This window comes from Steroidobacter denitrificans (genome assembly GCF_001579945.1).
GTDB classification, from domain to species: Bacteria; Pseudomonadota; Gammaproteobacteria; order Steroidobacterales; family Steroidobacteraceae; genus Steroidobacter; species Steroidobacter denitrificans.
Map to the genome: position 1 here is coordinate 86553 of NZ_CP011971.1, position 18549 is coordinate 105101.

Genomic DNA, 18549 nt, shown 5'->3' on the forward strand with positions numbered 1-18549 from the left:
GTTTGGGCAGCGCATGGACCTTGATTTCACGCCGCAGCAACAAGCGTTTCGCGCCGAAGCGCGCGCCTGGCTGCACGATCACATACCGACGGCACCGCTCAAGAGCTACGATACCCGCGAGGGCTTCGAACAGCATCGCGCCTGGGAAGCCAAGCTCGCCGAAGGCGGCTATAGCAGCGTGACCTGGCCGAAGGAGTTGGGCGGCCGTGGTGCCAACCTTATCGACTGGTTGATCTTCGAGGAAGAGTACCACGCCATCGACGCACCGATGCGCGTGAATCAGAACGGCATTCTATTGCTCGGTCCCACCCTGATGGAATTCGGTACGGTGGAGCAGAAGGCACGCTTCCTGCCACGCATGGCCCGCTGCGATGACATGTGGGCGCAAGGCTGGAGTGAACCGAACGCCGGCTCGGACATGGCCAATATCGCTAGCAAGGCGGTTCGCGACGGCGATGAGTATGTCATCAACGGCCAGAAGATCTGGTCAACGCGCGCGGTATTCGCGAACTGGCTGTTCGGCTTGTTCCGCAGCGATCCACAAAGTGTCCGGCATCATGGGCTCAGCTATCTGCTGGTGCCGCTGGATGCCAAGGGCATCACGATCCGGCCCATCGTGGCGCTGAACGGCAAGCAGGCTTTCGCCGAGGTGTTTTTCGATGACGTGCGCGTCAGCATTGCGAATCGTATCGGCGAGGAAGGCCAGGGCTGGAATGTGGCGATGGCCACGGCCGGCTTCGAGCGCGGCCTGCTGTTGCGTTCGCCGGCACGCTTTCAGCGTACGGCGCAGCGTCTAGTGGAACTGTACCGACGTCATCAGGCGAGCGCCGATCGTGATCCCTCGATCCGCGAAGGCGTACTGAAAGCATGGATGGACGCCGAGGCGTACAACCTCGCAAGCTACTATACGGTAGGCCGGCTGCTGAAAGGCGGGCGCATCGGCGCCGAGGCCAGCACCAACAAGATTTTCTGGTCCGAACTCGATCTGCAGATGCACGAAACCGCCATACGGATTCTTGGGCCGCGCGCCGAACTCATCGACGATCCCGAAGTACGGGACTGGCTCGAAGGATTCTTGTTTGCGCAAGCCGGCCCAATCTATGCGGGCAGCAATGAGATCCAGCGCAATATCATTGCCGAGCGGGTGCTTGGCCTGCCGAAATCCTGAAGGGGCGAGTCGTGGATTTCACCTTCAACGAGGAGCAACTGGCGCTGCGCGATTCGGTCAGCCGTTTCCTGATGAACGAGGCGGCGCCCGAACTGCTGCGTGAGATCTGGGAGACCGGCGGCGGACGGGCGCCCGAATTACGCGCCAAGTTTGCCCAGCAAGGCGTGACGGCGCTGTCGGTTCCAGAGGCTTATGGCGGCCTTGGGCTGGCCGATGTGGATTGGGCGCTGATCACCGAGGAACTGGGCTATTACGCCATTCCGGATTCGCTGGCCGATACGGTTTACGTTGCCACCGGCCTGCTGTGCGCCGTGCCGGAAGCCGAGTCGCTGCGGGCGCAGTGGTTGCCGGGAATCGCCGCGGGCACCGCGCGCGTGTCGATCGAGCATCCGGTCAATCCATGGGTAGCCGATGCACACCTGGCCGACCTGGTACTGGCGTTTCGCACCGAGGCCGACGGTATCCTCGAATTGCATGCGTTGGCCGGTGCCGGGCTGGCTCGTTCGGCGATCGGCAGCATCGACGGATCGCGCCGCCTCTCCGTGCTGGCGCAGCAGCCGTTGGATGCATCGACCCGGTTGTTGCGCGGCGAAGCCGCACGGACGATTGCGGAGGCAACGCTAGACCGGGCGACGGTCGCGGTGGCCGGACAGCTGGTCGGTTTGGCGCAGCGCATGCTCGATCTGTCGGTGGACTATGCGGCACAGCGCAAGCAGTTCGGGCGGCCGATCGGTTCCTTTCAGGCGGTCAAGCATCATCTTGCCGATGTCGTCACCCGGATAGAGTTCGCCCGGCCGGTGCTTTATCGCGCGGCGCTGGCCTTGCAGCGCAACGAGCGAGATCGTGCCGCGCTGGTCTCACACGCCAAACTCGCCTGTGCCGAAGCCGCCTGGACTGCGGCGCGCAAGGGCATCCAAGTGCATGGCGCGAGCGGCTATACCTGGGAGGTCGACCTGCAGATGTTCATGAAGCGTGCCTGGGTGCTGGATGCCGCCTGGGGCGATCGCGGCTTTCACAAAGCACGTCTCGGCGAGGCGCTGCTGCGCGATGATGCACCGCTCGGACCTGCCGCTACGTTGTATTGAGAAAGGAAGGACGATTCCATGCCAGAAGCCTTTATCGTCGATGCGCTGCGCTCTCCTACGGGCCGGCGTGGCGGTTCGCTTGCCCAGGTGCACGGTGCCGATCTCGGTGCGCATGTCATCAAGGCACTCGTCGAGCGCAATGCCGTGCCGGCGGCCGAGTACGATGACGTCATCTTCGGCTGTGTCGATACCATCGGTGCCCTGGCAGGCGACATCGCCCGCACCGCGTGGCTTGTAGCGGGTATGCCGCTCAACGTTCCCGGGACGACGATCGATCGGCAATGCGGCAGTTCACAGCAGGCGGTGCATTTCGCCGCACAGGCGGTGATGAGCGGGACGCAGGATGTGGTGCTGGCCGGCGGCGTACAGACCATGTCCAGCATTCCGATTTCCTCGGCGATGCTGGCGGGGCGGCCGCTGGGGTTTACGACGCCATTTGCGGAAAGCAAGGGCTGGCAGGCGCGCTTCGGGGATGCCCCGGTGAATCAATTCTATGCCGCACAACGCATCGCCGATCACTGGAATATCAGTCGCGAGGCCATGGAGATCTTTGCCAAGGAGAGCCATGATCGTGCGCTCAAGGCGATGGCGGAGGGGCGTTTTGATCGCGAGGTGGTGCCGTTCGGCGAGTTTCTGATGGATGAGACCGCGCGCGTCAGCACCTTGGAGAAGATGGCGACGCTGCAACCGGTCGATCCGGCGTATCCGAAGATCACCGCGGCGGTATCCAGTTCGGTGTGTGATGCGGCCTCGGCCGTGTTGGTGGTTTCGGAGGCCGCCTTGAAACGCTACGGCCTCAAGCCGCGTGCGCGCATCGTGCACCTCTCGGTGCTGGCCGACGATCCGATCTGGCATCTCACCGCGCCGATTCCGGCGACTCGCAATGCGCTCAAGAAAGCCGGTATGAAACTCGAAGATATCGATCTGGTGGAGATCAACGAGGCCTTCGCCTCGGTGGTGATGGCCTGGCTGCAGGAAACCGGCTATCCGCACGCCCGGATCAACGTGAACGGGGGCGCGATCGCGCTCGGCCATCCGCTCGGGGCGAGCGGTACCAAGCTGATGACGACCCTGCTGCATGAGCTCGAGCGCACCGGCGGACGCTATGGACTGCAAACCATGTGCGAGGGCGGTGGGCAGGCCAATGTGACGATCATTGAACGAATGGGATAAAGATCATGGGTATTTGTGACGGACGTACCGTAATCATCACCGGCGCCGGCGGCGGCCTGGGCCGTGCCTATGCGCTGGCGTTCGCGGCCGAGGGCGCCAGCGTCGTCGTCAACGATATCCGGCGCGATGCGGCGGAAGCGGTGGTCGCACAGATCGTGGCCGCCGGCGGTCGAGCGTTGGCCGATAGCGGTGACATTACGACCTTCGTTGGCGCGCAGGGGATCGTCGACGCCGCGCTGTCGGCGTTCGGCGAGGTGCATGTACTGGTCAACAATGCCGGTGTATTGCGCGATCGCATGTTCCTGTCGCTCAGCGAAGATGACTGGGACACCGTGATGCGTGTGCATCTGAAGGGACACTTTTGCCTCGCCAGTGTGCTCGGCCGGCGGTGGCGGGATGCGAGCAAGGCGGGTAAACCGCTCGATGCACGCATCATCAATACCAGCTCCGGTGCGGGTTTGCAGGGTTCGGTGGCGCAGAGCAATTATTCGGCTGCCAAGGGCGGCATCGCTGCACTGACACTGGTGCAGGCCGTGGAACTGAAGCGCTATGGCATCACCGTCAACAGCCTGGCGCCGGCGGCGCGCACGGCGATGACCGAGGGGGCGATGCCCGAGATGGTGAAAAAACCAGCCAGCGGCTTCGACGTCTGGGATCCGATGAATGTCGCCGCGATCGTCGTCTGGCTCGGCAGCCCGCTGTCGGCGCATGTCAGCGGGCATTGTTTCGAGGCCAAGGGTGGAGAACTGTCGATCGCCGAGGGCTGGCACACCGGCAAGATCACCGACAAGGGCGCTCGCTGGGAGCCGGCGGAGCTGACCGCGGTCATCGATAAGCTCATCGCCGAAGGCAAGCCGGCGCAACCGGTGTACGGCAGCTAGGCGCGCGGCATGGATCTGAGGCTTACCGAAGAGCAGCGTCAGATCGCGCAGTCCGTGGAGCAGCTGTTGGCGCGGGCGAGCGACTCGACGCGCATGCGTCACGCGGCCTTCGATGGCGGCGGTTTCGACGCCGAACTATGGGCGCAGCTTGGCGAACTCGGAGCGTGCGGGCTGCATATCCCCGAGGCGCATGGCGGTCTGGGTCTGGGCGCCACGGAGCTGGCGTTGGTCGCAGAGGCGCTCGGCCGTCGGCTGGCCTGCGTTCCTTGGCTGGAGAGTCTCGTCCTGGCCGGCACGACCCTCATGTCTGTCGGCGAGGAGATCGTTGCGGCACGCTGGCTGCCGTCGCTGGCCAGCGGCGAGCAGGTGTTGACGCTGGCTACCGGCCTGCTGGAGAACGCGCCACCGGCGGTACGACGCGAGGGTGAGTGCTGGCAACTCGATGGCCTGCTGCCGGCCGTGCCGGCGGCGATGGCGGCGCACTGGCTGCTGCTGTCCGCGCAGGCCGGGCAAGAGCGGCTGCTGCTGGCCGTCGATCTGGATGCGCCCGGCGTGAGCCGGCGCCCGAGAGCCAATTATGACGCCACGCGGCCGGTCGCAGAAGTGCGCTTGCAGGGCGTGCAGGTACGCAACAGCGAATGCCTGGCCAGCGGTGCGGCGGTCGATCGTGCGCTTGAACAGGGCCGGCGGCTGGCGGCTGTCGTGCTGGCCGCCGAGCAAGTCGGTGTGGCGCAACAATGTCTGGATATGACTGTCGCCTACCTGGGAGAGCGCGTGCAGTTTGGTAAGCCGCTGGCAACCTTCCAGGCGCTCAAGCATCGCTGCGCGACCATGATGGTGGCGGTGGAACTGGCACGCTCGGCGGTGCAGGGTGCCGCCCATGGGTTGGATGGCCAGCCGGATGAGACGCGCATGCTGCGTCTTGCCACCATGGCCTGCAGCCTGGCCGACGATGCGGCGCAGTACTGCACCCAGGAGGCGATCCAGCTGCATGGCGGTGTCGGCTTCACCTGGGAGTACGATCCGCATCTGTATTTCAAGCGTGCACAGGCAGCCCGTGCCTGGCTCACGCCACCGGCATGGCGCGAGCGGCTGGCCGCTGCGTTGTTGGACGAGGCTGTCGCATGACGGACATCGGTCACAAGGCGTTTCGCGCCGAGGTGCTCGCCTGGATGCAGGCGCATCTGCAAGGCGAGTTCGAACCGTTGCGCGGTCGCGGTGGACTGGGCGACGCCGGTTACGATCCCGAGCTTGCCAAGCGCTGGGAGCAGCAGCTCGCACAGGGTGGCTGGGTGGGCATCGGTTGGCCCAGACAGCATGGTGGGCGTGAGTTGCCATTATCTCAGCAGGTGGCATTTCACGAAGAATACGTGCGCGCCGGCGGTCCGGGACGCCTTGGGCATATCGGCGAGACCTTGCTGGCGCCCACGCTGATGGCGTTCGGTACGCCGGCACAGCAGCAGCGCTTCCTGCCCGGTATTCGCTCGGGCACGCAGTACTGGGCCCAGGGCTATTCCGAGCCGAGTGCCGGTTCTGATCTGGCAAATGTGCAGACTCGCGCCCGCCTCGACGGTGATCACTGGGTCATCGACGGCCAGAAGATCTGGACCTCCTGGGCGCACCAATCGGACTGGATTTTCGTGGTCGCACGCTGCGAGCCCGGCTCACGGCGCCACCATGGCTTGGTGATGTTGCTGGTACCGTTGCGGCAGGTGGGCGTCACGATCCGGCCGATCAGGCAGATCACCGGCGAGTCGGAATTCAACGAAGTGTTCTTCGACGGTGCGCGCACGGAGGCGTCACTGCATCTGGGAACCCCCGGCGAAGGCTGGAAAGTGGCGATGGCGCTGCTCGGCTTCGAGCGCGGGGTGTCGACACTGGGCCAGCAGGCAGGGTTCGAGCGTGAATTGGCGTGTCTCATCGAGGTGGCCCGGCGCAATGGTGCGGCGCGTGATCCGCTGCTGCGCCAGCGCATCGCACAGGCCGCGGTGACGCTCGATGCGCTGCGCTGCAATGCATTGCGCGTGCTCGCCCAGGACGATGCTGGCGCGGGCAGCGCGCCGGTGTCGCGCGAAGCCTATATTGCCAAATATGCCTGGTCGAACTGGCGCCGCGACTTCGGCCGCCTTGCAGCCGACGTGCTCGGTGCAGCAGCCTTGCTCACCGATGAGGATCCGTTGACACAAAAACTGCAGCGGATCTGGTTGTTCAGCCGTTCCGATACGATCTACGCGGGCACCAACGAGATCCAGCTCAACTTGATCGCCGAGCGCGCGCTCGGCATGCCACGCTGACGGCGAAATCATTTTGGAAAACCCATGAGACCACCTCCTGAGTATGTACCCGCGCATGCATTGCTGCGCGACAAGACCGTGCTGGTGACCGCTGCGGCCGGTGCTGGAATCGGCTTTGCGGCCGCGAAACGATGCGCCGAAGAAAACTGCCGGGCCTTGGTCATCAGCGACACTCATGAACGCCGGCTCGCCGAGGCCGTGGCCGCGATTCGCAAGGAGACAGGACTGGAGGCCGTGTATGGTCAGCTCTGCGATATTTCCCAGGAGGAGCAGGTCCAGGGGCTGTTCGAGTTCGCCGCAGCCAGGCTTGGCGGAGTCGATGTGTTGATCAACAACGCGGGTCTGGGCACTAGCAAAAGCATCGTCGAGATGCAGGATGAGGAGTGGGCCAAGGTCATCGATGTCACGCTGACCGGCACGTTCCGCATGATCCGGGCAGCGCTCAAGGTCATGCGCCCGCGCGGACGCGGTGTGATCGTCAACAATGCCTCGGTGCTCGGCTGGCGCGCCCAGGCCGAACAGGCTCACTATGCGGCCGCCAAGGCGGGTGTGATGGCGTTGACGCGCTGTGCGGCCATCGAGGCCGCAGAGTTCGGGATACGGGTCAATGCCGTGGCGCCGTCGATCGCCATCCATGCCTTCCTGCGCAAATCCGCATCGGATGAATTGCTTTCCCAACTAGTGGCTCGTGAGGCTTTCGGGCGCGGCGCCGAACCCTGGGAAGTGGCCAACGTGATGGTCTTTCTGGCCAGCGACTATTCGTCTTACATGACTGGCGAGGTGGTCTCGGTCAGCTCGCAGCGTGCCTGAGGAGTAAAGCGGCGATGACGCAGCTGTTCGATTCGGTGGCGGGTGTACTTGCGGCAGTGGGCCGTGATCTGGGTGTCACCGAATGGATGACGCTCACTCAGGAGCGCATCAACCGTTTCGCGGATGCTACCGACGATCATCAATGGATTCACGTGGACGAGGCGCGGGCGGCCGAAGGTCCGTTCGGCGGCTGTGTGGCGCACGGCTACCTGACGCTGAGTCTTGCCAACAAATTCCTGCCGGAACTGGTAGCGTACGAGGGCTTGAAGATGGGCGTCAACTATGGCTGCGAGCGGGTACGGTTTCCTGCCCCCGTGCGGGCCGGATCGCGCATCCGCGGTCGCGGTGAGGTGGTTGCCGCCGAGAAGGTCAAGGGCGATGGTGTGCAGGTCATCATCCGCATCACGGTCGAGATCGAAGGCGGCGACAAGCCCGCCTGCGTCGTCGATACGATCAGCCGATTATATTTTTGATGCATGCGCCCGAGGAAACCAAGGCATCGAAAGCCAAGATCCACGCCTGCGTGAACAAGGAGATCAGCATGCCGGGAATGACTCGCGTATGACATCGCTCACTTTTCCGTTCAAGGCGCCCGCCTGCAATGGCGAGTTGATCGACGTCGTGCCGGGCTGCATCAAGTGGCTGCGCATGCCGCTGCCGATGGCCCTCGACCACATCAATCTCTATTTGGTGCGCGACGGCGAAGGCTGGCGCATGATCGACACCGGCTTCGATACCGCCGCCACGCGTGAGCTGTGGACGCGGATCCTGCCCCGCCTGGATGCACCGATCACCGGCATCGTCTGTACGCATCATCACGGTGATCATTGCGGCTTGGCGGGCTGGCTGACGGAGAAGCTGCGCGTGCCGCTGTACATGAGCCGTGCCGAATATTTCGCCATGCGCCTGGTGCACGACACGTCCTTCGATTCATGGGAAGAACGGACTTACTTCAGACATGCCGGTATGAGCGAGGCACAAGTGGCCGAGTTGCCGCAGGCCTTGCAGCTGTTCGCCCTGGCATCCCCCCCGGCGCGGGCCTATCGACGGCTGCGCGAGGGTGAAACCTTGGTCATCGGCAGCCACCAGTGGCAGTTGCGCGGCGGCGAAGGCCATTCACCCGAACATATCTCGCTTTATTGCAGCGAACTTGGCGTTTTGCTCAGTGGTGACCAACTGCTCGGGCGTATCAGTCCCAATGTCGGCGTGCTGCCTTTCGAGCCCGAGGCCAACCCGCTGAAGGATTGGCTGATCTCCCTGGAGCACATCGGCGAGTTGCCGGAGGAGACGCTGGTGCTGCCGGCGCACGAACTGCCTTTCTATGGTCTGCGAACCCGGGCGCGTGAGCTGCAGCAGCATCATTTCAGGGTACTCGAGCGCGTGTTGACTCATTGTGCAGAGCGACCCGATACGGCCTACGGTCTGTCGCAGCGGCTATTCCCCGGCCGATCCGCGGCGCTGGAGAATATCCTGGCCGTCGGTGAGACCATGGCGCATCTGGCTTATCTGCTCAAGCAGTGTCGCGTGCAGCGTATCTTGACTGCCCAGGACAGCTACCGGTACCAGGTTTGCGGTATCTGAGTCCTCGTCTCGATGAGCTAACCCTGCCATATCAGGTGTCCAGCCCGTATCGTTGCGATCACGCGTGTCGCTGCGAGATTTTTTTTGGCTACGGTCCAGGGTCGATCCAGTACGCAAAAATCGGCGGTCGAGCCTGGCGCAATCCGGTGGCCGCCACTTCCGGGTGCGAGTGGATCGCCGCTGAAGAGCGATAACGCCTCCTCCGGAGAAAGGGCTTCGTCCTCACCGAGCATTTTGCCGCCCAGGGTTCGACGATCGACGGCAGCCTGCATGGCGAGCCAGGGATTCGGCTCACCGAGCGGCGCGTCCGTACCGGCGGCGAGGTGAATGCCGGCATCGATGAATCCGCGTCCGCGATATAGCCAGGCTCGATCACGGGCGGGGACATCCGTCAGGTAGGTATCGCCGCGCTCGCGAATGAAGTTTGGTTGTGTCACCACCGTAAGCCCCTGGTCGGCCAGCAGCGCAATGACCTCCGGTGGCGCGATCGAGGCGTGCTCGATGCGATCCCCTGGCCGGCTGCCGACCTCGGCGAAGGCTGTGCTTGCAAAGACAACTTCGGTTTCAGTGACGCAATGTATTGCCACCGCCCGGTCGGCTGCGTGGCTGTGCGCAATCGAGGCGAATAATTGCTCGACGGTAGGCAGGGCGGCTTCGCGCAGGTAGATTTTCGTCGGGCCGCGTTGGACGAACGCCGTGGACTGTGCTGCATCCAGGCTGGCATCGCCCATCACGATGAGTCGCTGTAATAATTCATCGCGGGCCACGATGTCGATGAAATGCTCATAATCGCACCACGTGTTGCGTGCACTGGCATCCGTTACGCCGGTGATCCCATAACTCGCCAACAGGGTGCTGGCGCGGCGCAGTGACGGTGCTCGTCCGCCGAGCCGGTCACGAAGCCACAGGTCCGCATCGAGGATGCGGCCGGTTGCCAATTCGGCGGCGGGCGGCGCCTGCCTCAGGGTCGTTGCCGTGGATGAGGAACACAGGCGTTCCAGGCCAGGGGAATTGATGATCCACAGACGGCCGGAGCGGTGTTGTACCCGCACGGGGCGCGATGGCACCACGCGATCCAGCCAGTCGCGATCGATTTCCCCGGCGACCGACTCGTGATAGCCGATGCCGCGAATCCAGTCCTGACCCGGCTCGATCGGAATGGCTGCATGCTCAACAAGCCGATGCTCGAGTTCCTGCGCGGTCGACACATGCGGCGGTCCGCAGCGCAGCGATTCCAGTGAAGTGGCTAGCGCCATCAGGTGAAGATGATGATCGTGCAGTCCGGGCAGCAGTACACCGCCGCCGGCATCGAGCAGAATTTCGCCTGGACGGGGCGGTAGGTGTGTTTCGATTGCCGCTACGGATGGCCCCTCGATACGCAGATCCACAAGGGTGCCGTCTTGCAGGGTCGCATTGTGTATCAGCATGAGCGGTCCCACCCGCCGAGCGCGGTATCGGTGTCGGCTCCGAGGTCGCGCGCGCGATCGGCGGCGCGTCGTGCGGCCGGCGGAGTAGCGTCCAGACCGTGTGCCCTGGCGATCTGTGTCCAGGACTTCCAGCGCTCGCGCAAAACTTCCCGATCTGCAGGCATCGAATAGGAGATGCAATGTGCAACGACGTCGCGCAGGGGGAGCGATAGCAGGCGGCCGCCCCCGCCTTGATGGCTGGCCAGCGCCGCCAATGCCGCGTGCATGCCGGCGAGCGGGTCGGCGATGGCGTCGCCGCAGATCAACGGCAGTCCGGTCATCTCGTACATCATGGCGGAAAGCCCGGCAGCGACACCGGCATCATCGCCGAAGGCCGTCCAGTAGGCTTCCGGCTCATCACGACCGTAGCCGGTGATGCTGATCCAGGTGAGTCCGCCGCGCCGGGCGATACAGTCCTCGGCGATCACGCCGAGTTGGCGCAGCCCGCGCGGTCGCGAAGCCTCGATGACCACATCGGCCCAGTCGATCAATTCCTGCAGACGCGCGATGCCCGGTCCGTCGAAATTAACAGCGACGCTGCGCTTGCCGCCATTGAGCAGATCGTAGAATTCCGCAGGCCCGCCGCGGGCGCCGTCGGGCCGCGCCAGGCTCTCGACCTTGATGACCTGTGCGCCTAGTATCTGCAACAGGTGCGAGCACAGCGGTCCCGCCCACAGCGATGATAGATCCACGACGCGCATCGGACCGCGGCGCTCCATGGATGAAGTCGGCGGGCCGCACCGTGTCGCGATATACCATGATCCTGTCGACGGGGTAGGTGGGGCCGAGACGCAGGCAGCCAGGCCGAGCAATCGTGCGCGCTCCACCAGTGCGACGGTGCGGCGCGATGCCACTGCGGCGATCACGGCCTCCCAGGTACCGCTATGTTCGTCTTCGAGCCAGGCGGGCACACTGTCCCAGTCGGCTTCGCGCGTCAGGTTGATAGCGAGCCAGCCGTCGGATGTCTGCAGCAAATGGCAGCTTCCACCGGGTGAGACAGAGCCATTGCGGCGAAGTCCTGCGATGGCGGCTCGTTCTCCCAGTAGTGCCGAACCGACCGGAAGCGTGTCGGCTGAAAGAGCATCGGCCAAAGGACTATCGACATGGCTGGCAACAGCGATGCAGCGCAACGCCTTGAGCGTTCCGTCCGCACAGCTTGCCAACGGGACTGGGCACATCTGCGCCGGACCGTCAGCCGTTCCGGTGAGAGACATCAGTCCGCTGCGTGCCCATGCGATCGCGGGGTCTGTATCCTCGGGGCCCGAGGATGCCTCGACGCTGGCTCCCAGTGACTGAAGCAATACCCGCGCATAGCCGGTCGCCATGCCGCGCCCCGTCAGGTGCAGTGCCTGGTATGCAAGCGGGCCGCCGGAGTCGTATGCAGCATGAGGAATCATTATCATCGGCATCTTAGATTATCGGACCGCCTTCGCATTCAGCCAGCAACTCGGCAACGACCCGGCAACGACCCGGACTGCGACCCGGCCGGCAAGGAACTCAGGCAGTGACATGCCGCCGGAATGATCCGGGAGGCGTCGAGGCAGTCCGGTGTAGTCTGGGTGGACGATGAATGACGTATTATGGCGAGCCATAATTAAAGGTCTATATCTGTCGCGCAGCTAGGCTGTGCGGTGAAAGATCAAGGCACCAATGCCTGAATTAAAGCGACGGGAATACACATGAGGCTGTTGAAGGCAGGCACACGCGTGAAATGCGCGGTATGCGATACGGAAGTGATGGTGGTGCGCTCGCCGGCCGAGGAGGTGGTGCTGAGCTGCGGAGGGGTGGAGATGGTGGCGATGGATGCGCCCAAGAGGGTCGGTGAGCATGTGGCGGCTGAGGCGGGGGAGATGGCGCTGGTGGGCAAGCGTTATGTGGATGCGGGCGATACGCTGGAGCTGCTGTGCACGAAGGCGGGCAAGGGTGCGCTGGGGCTTGGGGGTGAGGCCTTGACGGTGAAGCAGGCCAAGCCGCTGCCCTCTTCGGATTAGGATCAAGCGATGAATCTGGTCATGGCGCTGGAGATGGCGGCGCAGTGCCATGCGCAGCGCATTGCGGTGAGCTGCGGGGAGACGCATCTGACGTACGGGCAGCTGCTGGCGGGCGCGCAGGCAGGCTCGCGGCGCATCGCCGCGGCGGGGGTGAAGTACTTTGGGGTGCTGGACACCAACAGCCCGGCGGTGCCGATTGCGCTGTTCGCCGCGGCGTATGCCGGGGCGGTGTATGTGCCGCTGAACTACCGGCTCACCGCGCCCGAGCTGCAGGAGCAGCTGCAGCGTATTGCCCCGGCGGTGCTGCTGAGCGATGAGCCGCTGCTGAGCACGCTGCGCTTGCCGGCGGGGATCGAGGTGCTGCGGCGGGAGGAGTTTTTGCGCCTGAGCCTGGGGGCGATCGAGGCCTCGGCATCACCAGGGGCATCACAAGGGGCATCACCAGCGGTAGCGGAAGATCTGGCGGCCCCGGGCCAGGGTGAGGATACCGCCATTCAGCTGTTCACCAGCGGCACCACGGGGCGGCCCAAGGCGGCGGTGCTGCGTCATCAGAACCTGATGTCCTATGTGCTGGGCACGGTGGAGTTTGGCTGTGCGAGCGAGACGGATGCGATCCTGATCTCGGTGCCGCCGTACCACATCGCGGGTATCTCGGCGATCTTGAGCTCCACGTATGCGGGCCGGCGCATGGTGCAGATGGCGAACTTCGATGCCGCCGGCTGGCTGCAGCTGTGCCGCTCGCAGCGGATCAGTAATGCGTTCGTGGTGCCCACGATGCTCTCGCGCATCGTGGATCATCTGCAGCAGGCGGGGTGTGCGACGGCCGAGGTGCCCTCCTTGCGGGCGATCGCCTATGGGGGGGGCAAGATGCCGCTGGCGGTGATCGAGCAGGCGATGGGGTATTTCCCGGGGGTGGACTTCACCAATGCGTACGGGCTGACCGAGACGAGCTCGACGATCTGTCTGCTGGGCCCTGAGGATCATCGCAGTGGCTTTGAGAGCCAGGATCCGCAGATTCGCCGGCGTCTGGCCTCGGTGGGCAAGCCGGTGCCGACGGTGGAGCTGCAGGTGCGCGATGAGGACGGCCAGCTGCTTGGAGCGGGGCAGTCCGGGGAGATCTATGTGCGCGGCGAGCAGGTCTCCGGGGAGTATCTGGAGCAGGGCAGTCAGCTCAATGCGCAGGGGTGGTTCGCCACGCGCGATCGCGGCCATGTGGATGGCTTCGGGTATGTGTACCTTGAGGGCCGGGCGGATGATGTGATCGTGCGCGGCGGGGAGAATATCTCCCCCGGGGAGATCGAGGAGGTGCTGCAGGAGCATCCGGCGCTGCGCGATGCGGCGGTGGTGGCGGTACCGGATCGTCAATGGGGCGAGGGGGTCGGGGCGGCAGTGGTGCTGAAGGCGGGCGCGAAGGCGACGCCGGCGGAGCTGCAGGAGTGGGTGCGCCGGCGGCTGCGTTCCTCGCGCGTTCCCAGTGAGATCCGTTACCTGGATGAGCTGCCCTACAATGAGATGGGCAAGGTGCTGCGGCGGGTGCTCAAGCAGCAGTTCGCCGATCTGACGACCTAGCCGATCTGACGACAGAGCGGATAGGAGGGTGGGATGAAATTCGCACTGTTGCTCGGTTTCAGCCACTATCAGGACTTTCCTGCGCTGGCGCAAGCAGCGGAGACCGCCGGCTTCAGCTCGGTGAGCATACCCGACAGTCTGTTCTATCCGCAGACGACCGAGTCGGAATACCCCTACAACGACACGCAGACCATCCGTAATTACATCAATGCCACTGCGTTCATCGAGCCGTTCATTGCCATGTCCACGATGGCGGCGGTGACTTCGCGTATCCGCTTCTACCCGGGTGTGCTGAAGGTGCCGGTGCGCCAGCCGCTGATATTGGCCAAACTACTTAGTTCGCTGGCGGTAGTTAGCAATGAGCGGGTGGCGCTCGGAGCGGGACTCAGTCCATGGAAGGAAGACTTCATCTACAACGGCGTACCTTTCGAGCGTCGCGGTGTGTTGATGGACGAGTGTATTGCGATCATCCGCGGAGTGATGAGCGGAGAGTTTTTCGAGTTCCACAGCGAGAACTATGACTTCGGGCCGCTCAAGATGAATCCGGTGCCCGCAACGCCGATACCGATTTTGATCGGCGGACACACAACTCCGGCGCTGAAACGAGCCGCCTATCTCGGTGATGGCTGGGTGTCGGCCAATAGCGACTTCGATACGCTGGCGAAGCTGATCGGCGAGTTGAATCGTTACCGCCAGGAGTACGGTACTGCGGACCGCACCGATTTCGAAGTGCACGTCAATGATGCAGCGGCCCGCACGGTGGCAGACTTCCGGCGCCTCGCACAGTTGGGGGCGACCGAGGCCGGTTGGGGATATGCCTCGGCCGTGCGCGATCGACAGGGACAGATCGACGCCATCAAGCGTTTCGGCGACGAGGTCATTGCCAAGTACTCATAACCGCCGGGCATCTCAAGCATCCCGGGCATCCACAGGCAGGTCAATCGGTGTCAGTTCCGGCTGGCATCGCCACACTTCGCCATGTCCCGAGACGCAGGTATCATTCGATTAGGGGTATCATGTACGCCCGTGAGTGTCCGTGGCGAGGGCCGGTTCCTGCAGGACTCGGCAGCCGAAGCGGCGCGCGAGCTCATCGATCTGTCCCGTGCGGATGGCGTTCCCTGAGGCGCCGGGCAGGGCAGCGGTATTTTTTCAAGCAACGGATTCGACACTCGACATGGCGATAGAACTTCAGCAGACCTTTCAGGTGCAAGCACCCGTCAAAACCGTCATGGACTTTCTGCTGGATCCGCAGAACGTCGTTGCATGCATGCCTGGCGCGTCGTTGACCGAGATTGTCGACGACAAGAGTTTCGTCGGTACCGTGAAGATCAAGGTCGGCGCAGTGACCGCCCAGTACCAGGGTACGATCACGTACACCGAGGTTGATCGCGCTGCCGGCCTCGTGAGGATGCTGGCCGAGGGCAAGGAGCGCGGCGGCGGCACCGTGCGAGGTACGATCGTCAGCCAGCTCACCGGTATCGACGGCGGCGCGGCGACCAGTGTCGAGACTACCTCGAGCATCGATCTTACCGGAAAGATTGCGCAAGTCGGCCGTGGGATGATCGAGGGTGTTTCGGGTCAGATCATCAAGATGTATGTCAATAATGTCCGGGCGATGCTGGAGCCCGCAGCAGCTGCAGCAGCGGCGGCGGCATCGTCCGATGCTGCGCCGGCGGGTTCCGGACAGTCTCCGGTTCCGCCTGTCAGGCAGGAGTCGATCAATATTGTGGCGGTGGTCTTGAAAGCGATCGGAGAGCGGCTCGGGAATTTCTTCAAACGTCTGTTCGGGCGTGCCTGAACAGAAGACATTTCGCGACATCATGTACATGGCGCAGCAGATTCATGACGATATCGGCGTGCCAAGCGGTTACAGCTGAATTGGCGGGACTCGCGCAATCTCGAGGGGCGGGTCGCAACGGATGTACTGGATCGCGGCCTGCCGCGGACGATTTCCGACCTGTTTTCAGCATGAAATCATTGGGGCGATGTGTTGGCGGGTAGTGTTGCCTGACGCAGCGTAACGAGGGTCGGTATCGTGGCTGAATCTGTAGTGCAGGCGGGTTCGTCCCGTGGCGGGGCGCTGGCCGGTATCAAGGTGCTGGATTTCGGGCAGATGGTTTCGGCGCCGTATTGCGCCAAGCTGTTCGGCGATTATGGCGCGGACGTGATCAAGGTCGAACTGCCGAATGGCGATGCCGCCCGCAGGGCCGGGCCGTTCCCGGGTGACATTTCCCACCCCGAGAAGAGCGGACTATTCTTCATCAATAACACTAACAAGCGCGGCATCACCTGCAATGTGTCCAGTACGGCCGGGCGCGAGTTGTTCCTCGGCCTGCTGCGCTGGGCGGACGTGCTGATCGAAAACAATCTGCCGCAGCAGATGCGTACATGGAATCTCGACTACCCGCAATTGCAGGCGGCCAATCCGAATCTGGTGGTCATCTCCATCACTCCGTTCGGACAAAGCGGACCTTATAGCGCCTGGAACGGCTATGATCTGAATGCGTTCCATCTCTCCGGGGCCAGTTCACGCTACTGTGGCCGGCCCGGGGAAATGCCCTTGGAACACGGTACATTCTCCGCCGACTACTATGGCGCCATCGCCGGGGCGACCTGGGGAATGGCCGCCGTCTACGGCCGCGATCTGGTGGGCGGCGGTCAGCAGGTCGATGTGTCCTGCGCCGAGGTGATCGCAGCTTCGTTCGTCGGTAGCCAGAACATTGGACTGGTGGCGCAAGAGGGCTATTTCGACAAGCGCACCGGCGTCGGCATGCCGCTGGGCGCGCCGGCAACCATATTGCCCTGTAAAGATGGACATGTGTGGATGCTGGCGCTCGAGAGCGGCCAGTGGGCAGGCCTTTGCAAGGTCATGGGCGATCCGGAGTGGGCGACCCTGGAGATGTTCAAGGACATGAACACGCGCGCCCAGAATGCCGACATCCTGTATTCCTTCATTCAGGAATGGACGGCCGAACATACCAAGATGGAAATCATGGAAAAATGTCAGGCTGCCGGTTGTCCGATCACCGCGGTATTCACGATCGCGGAAGCTGCAGAGCAACCGCATCTGCAGGCACGTGATTATTTCGTCGATATCGAGCATCCGGACCTTGGACGCATCCGTAATCTCGGTGCGCCGTTCAAGCTGTCGGCCAGTCCCGGCGGTCCCGTCGAGCCGGCGCCGCGCCTGGGGCAGCATAATGCGGAGGTGTATGGCCGGTTGTTCGGTCTGCAGACGGCGTCGATTGCCTCGTTGCAGGATCAAGATGTCATCTGACATCGCCAGGATAACGAGAGGAAAGCCGGTATGGGCAAGATACTGCCGTTGAAGGGTATCCGGGTCGCCAATTTCGGCTGGGTTTGGGCGGGACCGGTCGCCGGCCAGACGCTGGCATTTCTCGGTGCCGAGGTGTTCAAGGTCGAGTCGCGCCAGCGCATCGACATGACACGCACCTTGCCGCCCTTCGCCGAGGGTAAACCCGGGCCGGACCGCAGTCTTTCCAATCATGCAAGTTGGGCGGGCAACGGTTCCGTATCCCTGAACCTGAAGGAGCAGGAGGCATGCGATCTCGCGCGCGACCTCATCGTCCACTCCGACGTGGTGGTGGATAATTTCGGTCCCGGGGTGATGGATAGGCTGGGCCTGGGCTATGAACGGATGCGCCGGGCGAAACCCGACATCATCATGCTGTCCATGCCCGCTGCCGGACTGTATGGCCCGTTGGAGCATGTGCGCACCTATGGGTTGAGCCTCACGTCGGTGACCGGCCTCGACAGCCTGGTCGGCTACAAGAAGGGGGGGCCGGTACCGTTCGAGAATGCATTCTCCGATCCGCTGGCCGGTATCTTTGCGGCATTCGCCGCGATTACGGCGCTGAACCATCGCCGCAATACCGGCCAGGGCCAGCAAGTGGATTTTTCGCAGCAGGAGGCAGTGATGCAGATGGTCGGGCCGGCCTACATGGATTATTTGTTGAATGGCCGGATCGGTGGACCGAAGGGCAACGAGCATCCACTCGGTATCGCCGCGCCGCATTCGGTATTTCCTTGCCGCGGCGATGATCGTTGGATCAGCATCGCCGTGCATACCGAGTCGGAGTGGGCGGGCTTGGTCAGTGCAATGGGCGAACCGGAATGGGCGCAGGCGGAGCGGTACTCGACGCTGCAGGGGCGCATCGCCAATATCGATGCGCTGCATGCGCAACTCGCCGAGTGGACGGTGCAGCATGATGATCGTGCGCTGGCGGAACAGTTGCAGCACCATGGCGTGGCGGCTGCGCCGGTATTGAATGTAGGCGACTTGTTGCAGGATCCGCAGTATGTTTCACGCAAGACTTTCCTGGAGGTCGAGCATCCACTCGGCTTTCGCGAAACGATCTATGGTGCGTATATCAAGATGAGCCGTACGCCGCCCGATGTGCGGCCAGGACCCATGATCGGCCAGGATAACGATTATGTCTTCAGGGAAATCCTGGGGATGAGCGAAGAACGCTATCGCGACCTGGTGGAGCGCAAGATCATCTATTGAACG

Annotated in this window: 17 protein-coding genes; 15 read left to right on the forward strand and 2 right to left on the reverse strand. The window is 63.4% G+C overall.

The window, feature by feature from the left end; genetic code table 11:
* The first annotated feature begins 13 nt into the window (after positions 1 to 13).
* The 9 genes from ACG33_RS00340 to ACG33_RS00380 all read left to right on the forward strand — a co-directional run bounded on the left by ACG33_RS00340 (position 14) and on the right by ACG33_RS00380 (position 8992).
* Entirely contained in the window at positions 14 to 1168 is a 1155-nt protein-coding gene (locus ACG33_RS00340; RefSeq protein ID WP_066917845.1) for an acyl-CoA dehydrogenase family protein, read from the forward strand.
* Positions 1169 to 1179: 11 nt separating this feature from the next.
* The gene (locus ACG33_RS00345) at positions 1180 to 2253 is read left to right on the forward strand and encodes an acyl-CoA dehydrogenase family protein (RefSeq protein ID WP_066917846.1); all 1074 of its coding nucleotides are present in this window, start codon (positions 1180 to 1182) and stop codon (positions 2251 to 2253) included.
* 18 nt (positions 2254 to 2271) lie between these two features.
* The gene (locus tag ACG33_RS00350; protein WP_066917847.1) at positions 2272 to 3426 is read left to right on the forward strand and encodes an acetyl-CoA C-acetyltransferase; all 1155 of its coding nucleotides are present in this window, start codon (positions 2272 to 2274) and stop codon (positions 3424 to 3426) included.
* Between the two features lie 5 nt (positions 3427 to 3431).
* Positions 3432 to 4307: an SDR family oxidoreductase gene (locus ACG33_RS00355; RefSeq protein WP_066917848.1), complete on the forward strand. Its 876-nt coding sequence runs from the start codon at positions 3432 to 3434 to the stop codon at positions 4305 to 4307.
* Between the two features lie 9 nt (positions 4308 to 4316).
* A complete protein-coding gene (locus ACG33_RS00360) occupies positions 4317 to 5435 on the forward strand; it encodes an acyl-CoA dehydrogenase family protein (RefSeq protein WP_066917849.1) in 1119 nt (372 codons plus the stop codon).
* Positions 5432 to 6601: an acyl-CoA dehydrogenase family protein gene (locus ACG33_RS00365; protein ID WP_066917850.1), complete on the forward strand. Its 1170-nt coding sequence runs from the start codon at positions 5432 to 5434 to the stop codon at positions 6599 to 6601. The genes ACG33_RS00360 and ACG33_RS00365 overlap by 4 nt, the downstream gene beginning before the upstream one ends.
* Positions 6602 to 6625: 24 nt before the next feature.
* Complete coding sequence (locus ACG33_RS00370; RefSeq protein WP_066917851.1) at positions 6626 to 7411, forward strand: SDR family oxidoreductase; 786 nt, start codon at positions 6626 to 6628, stop codon at positions 7409 to 7411.
* Positions 7412 to 7425: 14 nt separating this feature from the next.
* Positions 7426 to 7884, forward strand: coding sequence for a MaoC family dehydratase (locus ACG33_RS00375; protein ID WP_066917852.1), 459 nt, complete (start codon positions 7426 to 7428; stop codon positions 7882 to 7884).
* Positions 7885 to 7972: 88 nt separating this feature from the next.
* A complete protein-coding gene (locus ACG33_RS00380; protein WP_066917853.1) occupies positions 7973 to 8992 on the forward strand; it encodes an MBL fold metallo-hydrolase in 1020 nt (339 codons plus the stop codon).
* 17 nt (positions 8993 to 9009) lie between these two features.
* Here the strand turns inward: ACG33_RS00380 and ACG33_RS00385 are convergent, their stop codons facing one another.
* Both ACG33_RS00385 and ACG33_RS00390 read right to left on the reverse strand, forming a co-directional pair.
* Positions 9010 to 10419, reverse strand: coding sequence for an amidohydrolase family protein (locus tag ACG33_RS00385; RefSeq protein ID WP_157071609.1), 1410 nt, complete (start codon positions 10417 to 10419; stop codon positions 9010 to 9012).
* Positions 10413 to 11867, reverse strand: coding sequence for a CoA transferase (locus ACG33_RS00390; protein WP_083536307.1), 1455 nt, complete (start codon positions 11865 to 11867; stop codon positions 10413 to 10415). The genes ACG33_RS00385 and ACG33_RS00390 overlap by 7 nt, the downstream gene beginning before the upstream one ends.
* Before the next feature lie 270 nt (positions 11868 to 12137).
* Here ACG33_RS00390 and ACG33_RS00395 point away from each other — a divergent pair, with 270 nt between their 5' ends.
* The 6 genes from ACG33_RS00395 to ACG33_RS00420 all read left to right on the forward strand — a co-directional run bounded on the left by ACG33_RS00395 (position 12138) and on the right by ACG33_RS00420 (position 18546).
* Complete coding sequence (locus ACG33_RS00395) at positions 12138 to 12449, forward strand: hypothetical protein (RefSeq protein WP_066917856.1); 312 nt, start codon at positions 12138 to 12140, stop codon at positions 12447 to 12449.
* A gap of 9 nt (positions 12450 to 12458) precedes the next feature.
* Positions 12459 to 14018, forward strand: a complete 1560-nt coding sequence (locus tag ACG33_RS00400; protein WP_066917857.1) for a class I adenylate-forming enzyme family protein — start codon at positions 12459 to 12461, stop codon at positions 14016 to 14018.
* 33 nt (positions 14019 to 14051) lie between these two features.
* Positions 14052 to 14915, forward strand: a complete 864-nt coding sequence (locus ACG33_RS00405) for a TIGR03619 family F420-dependent LLM class oxidoreductase (RefSeq protein ID WP_066917858.1) — start codon at positions 14052 to 14054, stop codon at positions 14913 to 14915.
* Between the two features lie 277 nt (positions 14916 to 15192).
* The gene (locus ACG33_RS00410; protein ID WP_168159979.1) at positions 15193 to 15816 is read left to right on the forward strand and encodes a CoxG family protein; all 624 of its coding nucleotides are present in this window, start codon (positions 15193 to 15195) and stop codon (positions 15814 to 15816) included.
* Between the two features lie 237 nt (positions 15817 to 16053).
* Positions 16054 to 17295, forward strand: coding sequence for a CaiB/BaiF CoA transferase family protein (locus tag ACG33_RS00415; protein ID WP_157071611.1), 1242 nt, complete (start codon positions 16054 to 16056; stop codon positions 17293 to 17295).
* A 30-nt stretch (positions 17296 to 17325) separates the two neighbouring features.
* Positions 17326 to 18546, forward strand: coding sequence for a CaiB/BaiF CoA transferase family protein (locus tag ACG33_RS00420; RefSeq protein WP_066917861.1), 1221 nt, complete (start codon positions 17326 to 17328; stop codon positions 18544 to 18546).
* Positions 18547 to 18549 lie beyond the last annotated feature (3 nt).

Coding starts and splice junctions, on each gene's coding strand:
- ACG33_RS00340 (WP_066917845.1), top strand. CDS start 14: ATGGACCTTGATTTCACGCCGCAGCAACAAGCGTTTCGCGCCGAAGCG.
- ACG33_RS00350 (WP_066917847.1), top strand. CDS start 2,272: ATGCCAGAAGCCTTTATCGTCGATGCGCTGCGCTCTCCTACGGGCCGG.
- ACG33_RS00355 (WP_066917848.1), top strand. CDS start 3,432: ATGGGTATTTGTGACGGACGTACCGTAATCATCACCGGCGCCGGCGGC.
- ACG33_RS00360 (WP_066917849.1), top strand. CDS start 4,317: ATGGATCTGAGGCTTACCGAAGAGCAGCGTCAGATCGCGCAGTCCGTG.
- ACG33_RS00365 (WP_066917850.1), top strand. CDS start 5,432: ATGACGGACATCGGTCACAAGGCGTTTCGCGCCGAGGTGCTCGCCTGG.
- ACG33_RS00370 (WP_066917851.1), top strand. CDS start 6,626: ATGAGACCACCTCCTGAGTATGTACCCGCGCATGCATTGCTGCGCGAC.
- ACG33_RS00375 (WP_066917852.1), top strand. CDS start 7,426: ATGACGCAGCTGTTCGATTCGGTGGCGGGTGTACTTGCGGCAGTGGGC.
- ACG33_RS00380 (WP_066917853.1), top strand. CDS start 7,973: ATGACATCGCTCACTTTTCCGTTCAAGGCGCCCGCCTGCAATGGCGAG.
- ACG33_RS00385 (WP_157071609.1), bottom strand. CDS start 10,419: ATGCTGATACACAATGCGACCCTGCAAGACGGCACCCTTGTGGATCTG.
- ACG33_RS00390 (WP_083536307.1), bottom strand. CDS start 11,867: ATGCCGATGATAATGATTCCTCATGCTGCATACGACTCCGGCGGCCCG.
- ACG33_RS00395 (WP_066917856.1), top strand. CDS start 12,138: ATGAGGCTGTTGAAGGCAGGCACACGCGTGAAATGCGCGGTATGCGAT.
- ACG33_RS00400 (WP_066917857.1), top strand. CDS start 12,459: ATGAATCTGGTCATGGCGCTGGAGATGGCGGCGCAGTGCCATGCGCAG.
- ACG33_RS00405 (WP_066917858.1), top strand. CDS start 14,052: ATGAAATTCGCACTGTTGCTCGGTTTCAGCCACTATCAGGACTTTCCT.
- ACG33_RS00410 (WP_168159979.1), top strand. CDS start 15,193: ATGGCGATAGAACTTCAGCAGACCTTTCAGGTGCAAGCACCCGTCAAA.
- ACG33_RS00420 (WP_066917861.1), top strand. CDS start 17,326: ATGGGCAAGATACTGCCGTTGAAGGGTATCCGGGTCGCCAATTTCGGC.